General features: G+C 59.6%; 5 protein-coding genes and 1 other RNA gene. 5 read left to right on the top strand and 1 reads right to left on the bottom strand.

From position 1 onward, the window contains the following. On the top strand, nt 1-551 hold a 551-nt coding region (locus tag ACM62R_RS12200), incomplete at its 5' end, for a prephenate dehydratase domain-containing protein (RefSeq protein ID WP_415184325.1). 6 nt (nt 552-557) lie between these two features. On the opposite strand, the gene ACM62R_RS12195 is transcribed toward ACM62R_RS12200, so the two are convergent. Next, on the bottom strand, nt 558-1,073 hold the full coding sequence (locus tag ACM62R_RS12195; RefSeq protein ID WP_415184324.1) for an SRPBCC family protein: 516 nt from the start codon (nt 1,071-1,073) through the stop codon (nt 558-560). Nucleotides 1,074-1,347: 274 nt separating this feature from the next. On the opposite strand from ACM62R_RS12195, the gene ACM62R_RS12190 reads away from it, so the two are divergent. From ACM62R_RS12190 to ACM62R_RS12175, 4 genes are all read left to right on the top strand, one after another. Beyond that, entirely contained in the window at nt 1,348-3,282 is a 1,935-nt protein-coding gene (locus ACM62R_RS12190) for a bifunctional 2',3'-cyclic-nucleotide 2'-phosphodiesterase/3'-nucleotidase (protein ID WP_415184323.1), read from the top strand. Between the two features lie 72 nt (nt 3,283-3,354). After that, nucleotides 3,355-3,453: signal recognition particle sRNA small type (ffs, locus tag ACM62R_RS12185), an RNA gene on the top strand. A gap of 393 nt (nt 3,454-3,846) precedes the next feature. After that, complete coding sequence (locus tag ACM62R_RS12180; protein ID WP_415184322.1) at nt 3,847-4,110, top strand: hypothetical protein; 264 nt, start codon at nt 3,847-3,849, stop codon at nt 4,108-4,110. Nucleotides 4,111-4,227: 117 nt separating this feature from the next. Continuing rightward, nucleotides 4,228-4,737 carry a hypothetical protein gene (locus ACM62R_RS12175; protein ID WP_415184321.1) on the top strand — a complete coding sequence of 170 codons (510 nt, stop codon included), beginning with the start codon at nt 4,228-4,230 and terminating at the stop codon, nt 4,735-4,737. Nucleotides 4,738-4,910 lie beyond the last annotated feature (173 nt).

Below are 4,910 nucleotides of genomic sequence, written 5' to 3'. Positions count from 1 at the left end.
ACGAAGCCATGAGTCATACGGTTTTGCTGGGCCAGTGTCGCGGCTTTTTACGCCAACACAGCCTGCGCGCCGTGACCGGGGCCGATACCGCCGGTTCGGCCAAGATCGTTGCGGAACGCGGCAACCCAAAGCTGGCCGCGCTCGCCTCTGAACTTGCCGGCGAGATTTACGGGCTCGATTGTCTTGCCCGCCATATCGAGGACAAGCAAAACAACACTACCCGCTTTTTGATCATGTCACGCGAAGCGAACCTGAACCGGCGCGGCACGGCAGGGATGATGACCACCTTCGTCTTTCGCGTGCGCAATATTCCGGCCGCGCTTTACAAGGCGATGGGCGGGTTTGCGACCAACGGCGTGAACATGACCAAGCTGGAAAGCTATATGGTCGACGGTAATTTCACCGCAACCCAGTTCTACGCCGATATCGAAGGCCACCCCGATGACAGCAACGTGCGCCTTGCACTGGACGAGCTGGGCTATTTCACCTCGTCAATGTCGCTGGTGGGGGTCTATCCGGCAGACCCACGCCGCCATGGCCAGAATACCTGAGGCGGTTCAGATCACCGAAAGGGCGGCACGCGTCTCAATGCGCTGCGCATAGGCGCGCAGCTTTTCGTCGTATCTGTGCTTTAGCCTGCTGCGCCCCAGCTTGGCCGATTGCAGCATCAGCCGCGCGCCCAGACTGCGCGGGCGCAGATCCAGGGACATCGTCAAACGGGTGCGGCGCGGCGACAGCGCCAAAAGGTTGATCTGCAAGGTCAGCTCAAAGCCGTCTGACACACCGGCGAATTCGACCAGTTCAAGGTGATCACAGCGGGTAATCCGGGCAATCATACGCCGTATCTTGCCGTGATAGTGAAACGCCACGTTCCACGATGCACCCGGCCCCGGTTCTACAGTCGCATTCAGCCGTTGCACATCTGCCCCGCGGCGCAGGGCTGCGCGTTCATGACCAGTGAAATCCGTCACCGCCTTAAAAACGAAACCAACGGGGGCTTCGATATCCTCATGGCTGACGAATTTCATCGAAACACTACCCCGCCCCTGACAAGTGGCCTTTTGTGCAGTCAATCCCGCTGGTCTGCAAGCCATCGCCATAGCAGAAAACGCACAAGCGGCCCCAAAGAGGCGCACAAATGGTTGGGGGGCCAAAAACGACCAAGGCATTACACCGCAGGGCCAGTGTGATCAAAACACATCTTTAGGTTGTATTAATTTTTGACAACCCCCCTTATGGGTAGATCGGGCGGCTTATCAGGCTTAGACTTTTTCAATCGGACACACCGCCGCCAGTCCTTCAAAGGCGGCCAAACAACAGGCGAGGTCAGACGTGGGGGCCCCATGCGTGGCAACAACCAATATTGAGGGAACGCAGCCCGGCACAGCCGCCACCAGAACGGCGCAGCTGCGCATTCTTGAAACGACCGACCTTCACGCGCATGTCTTTGCCTATGACTATTACGCCGACCGCCCGGACGACCGCGTTGGCCTTGCCCGCACCGCCGCGCTGATTGAAGCCGCCCGCGCCGAAGTTGCCAATGCGCTGCTGTTCGACAACGGCGATTTTCTGCACGGCACACCCTTGGGGGATTATGTCGCGCAGCGGGGCCTGGCCCCGGGGCAGCTGCACCCAATGACCGCCGCGATGAATGCCCTGGGCTATGACGCGGCCACCTTGGGAAACCACGAATTCAATCATGGATTGGAGTTTCTGCTGCAGGCGATTGCCCCGGCAAATTTTCCCATCATCTCGGCCAATATCGCGTTGCGTCTGGCGGCCACGCCCGAACACGATCAAACCCTGTTGCCGCCCTACATAATTCTGGACCGTATCCTGACCGATGAAACCGGCGCCGCCTGCCCTATCCGCGTTGGCGTCATCGGGCTGTTACCGCCGCAAATCGTGGCTTGGGACCGCAAACACCTGGCCGGCCGCGTCGAAACCCGCGGCATTGTCGAAGCGGCGCGCGCCCATGTGCCCAGACTGCGCGCCGCCGGCGCCGATATCGTGATCGCGCTGGCCCATACCGGAATCGGTGCCGACGGGGCAGCGGCAGACAGCGAACACGCCGCCGTGCCCCTGGCCGCAGTGCCCGGAATTGACGCTATTCTGGCCGGGCACAGCCACCTGACATTCCCCTCGCCCGATTTTCCGCATAACCTGCCCGGCGTTGACGCCGGTGCGGGGCGGATCGGGCGGATCCCGGTGGTCATGGCCGGTCTGTGGGGGTCTGATCTGGGCATCATCGACCTGGCGCTGCACCATGATGCGGCAGGGTGGCGGGTGACAGGCGCCACCGCCTCAACCCGCCGGATCTTTGCTCCAAACCCCAACATTCCGCCTTGCCCGCCCACACCCTGCATGCAAACACCCCGCGTTAGCGCCGTGCTGGCCGCCGCCGAGGCCGACCACCTTGCCACACTGGCCCATATTCGCCGCCCGGTCGGGCGCAGCACCGCCCCCATGCACAGCTACTTTTCCATGGTCGCCCCCGATGCGGGGCTGAACTTCGTGGCCGAGGCCCAACGCTGGCACGTCGCCAAAATGCTGTCCGCCACCCCCGAGGGATCGCTTCCGATCCTGTCAGCCGTGGCCCCGTTCAAATGCGGCGGCCGCAGCGGGCCGCATTACTTCACTGAAATTCCGGCGGGCGATCTGGTTGCGCGCAACCTGGCCGACCTTTATCTTTTCCCCAATACGATCCGGGCGCTGAAAATCACCGGCGCGCAACTGGCCGATTGGCTTGAACGCGCGGCAGGTATTTTTGCGCGACTGTCGCCCGGCCAGCCGGATCAGCCGCTGCTTGACCCCAACTTTCCCAGCTACAACTTTGATGTCGTGACCGGGCTGACCTATGACATCGACCTTTCGCAACCGGCCAGGTTTGACCCCTTGGGCCGGTTGATCAACCCCACCGCGCGCCGCGTGCGCAACCTGCGGATGGCAGGGCAAAAGGTGCCACCTGACGCCGCGCTGATCGTCGCCACCAACAGCTTTCGCGCCTCTGGGGTTGGCAGTTTTGCCGGGGCCGAGGCGGGCAATATCGTGCTGGACAGCCCCGATACCATCCGCGACATCCTGCTGCGCTATGCCATCGAAGCGGGGGACGTTCACCCCCGGCGCACGCAGATCTGGCGCTTTGCCCCGGCTGGCCAGACCACTGCGGTATTTGACACCGGCCCCGGTGCCGCAGCCTATCTGGATGAGCTGGCGAACCTCGACGTCTCGCCGCTGGGCCTGACCGCGAATGGCTTTGCCCGCTATCGCATCCGGTTATGACCGCGCCGGATACGCGCGGCAAAGTCAGATTGCATTCTTGCCAATCCCGATCAGGCCGCCTATATGCATTGTCGAGAGGTTGGCGCGGGCGAGCGCCTCGCCAACCCGGTCAGGTCCGGAAGGAAGCAGCCGTAACGAGCCCCGCTTGGGTCGTTGTCCAGCCTCTCACCTTGCTCCCTCCCACCTCGTTGAAGATGCAGAGAAGCCCTGCTTTATAAGGGCGCTCACTACAAAACCTGCTACAAGAACCGCTACAAACCAGGTGATTGAGGTGGGAATGAAATACGTTCAGCAAATCAGGGGAAAGTGGTTCGTTCGTGTCACTGTGCCAGAGGAGCTGCGCTCGATTATCGGACTGCGAGAATTGGTCGAGCGAGACTTGCCGTCAGACGCCCGAGCACGAGAACGGCTAGTGCACGGAATACTCCATCGATTCTTCGCCACCATCGACAAAGCGCGGGTGGATCTTGAAACCCGCAGGAATTCACCTTCCATCGCGTTATAGATTGCTGCCAAGAAACATTATTTCACACAATTGCCCAAGATGCGCAAAAGCGCGCGTCTATGCCGACAGTAACCAATATTCAGGCCGAGAAGGGACGCGCGCTCGACAGACTTGCGCAAGAGCAGCGCGAGGACCGTCAGAGCCAAACCTCCATCATCAATGCAACAACAGACTTCGAACTGATGGCAGGCGCACGTTACTTTGACCACAACAACAGGGTGCGACGACTTGCGGCTTTTCATTCGAGCTTCGGCACGGGTGAAACACAATGGATCGAGCCTGCGGTGCAACAATACCTCAATGACAATCACCCCCATTTATAGCGTGACACGCAAGAGTGGCGACATCTAGCCCACGCATTCACTCGCGCCGAGATCGAAGCACTGGAGCCCGCATTAGAACGCGAGCGCGGTTATTTTTCAGGGTGCCCTTCAGACCCATTGTTAACAGCGCCAGAGGCAGAACTTATTGCCACTGGCCTGGTCGGTGCCAACGAAGGCCACAAAATATCACTCAGCGAAGCTCTGAACGCCTTCCACGAAGAACGAACAGCCGGCGGCAATTCACTGGCAGCAAAAACAATGGAGGAGCACCGGAATGCAGTGCGTATGTTCAAGGAATTCATCGGGGCTGATATCGCTGTCGCAGTTATCACGAAAAAGCACATCATCGATTACAAGAAAGCCCTGATCAAAACACCTAACCGCTATATGATGCGATTTCCCGGCCTGACCCTACCCGACGCGATCAACGCGAATGCAAAACTCCCAAAACCGTTTCCGACACTGGCACCGAAGACAGTGAATATGAAGTGGCTCTCGCATCTTTCGGGCGTCCTCAACTGGGCAGTGGAAAATGGTCAAATGGAATTTAATCCAGCAAAAGGTGTTCGCGTGGACACCGGAAAAAAGACACACCAGGAACCCTCTCGGCTCGCTCTCACCAAATAGGAACTCAACACGATTTTTGGGCACCAGATGTTCGCGGATAGGTCAGCTTATGGCCTGAAACAGTGGGCATTGCTGATCATGCTTTACACCGGCGTGCGCAACTCGTCGGAAATGGCCCGTCTGTCAACGGCGGCGTAAAAGCCAACCAAGGGGCGGCGCAAAAGTCTACCAGT

It is taken from the genome of Phaeovulum sp. (assembly GCF_047638075.1).
Classification (GTDB): Bacteria; Pseudomonadota; Alphaproteobacteria; order Rhodobacterales; family Rhodobacteraceae; genus UBA6197.
Note: the sequence above shows the minus strand (reverse complement) of the source record. Positions and strands in the feature narration are given on the sequence as shown.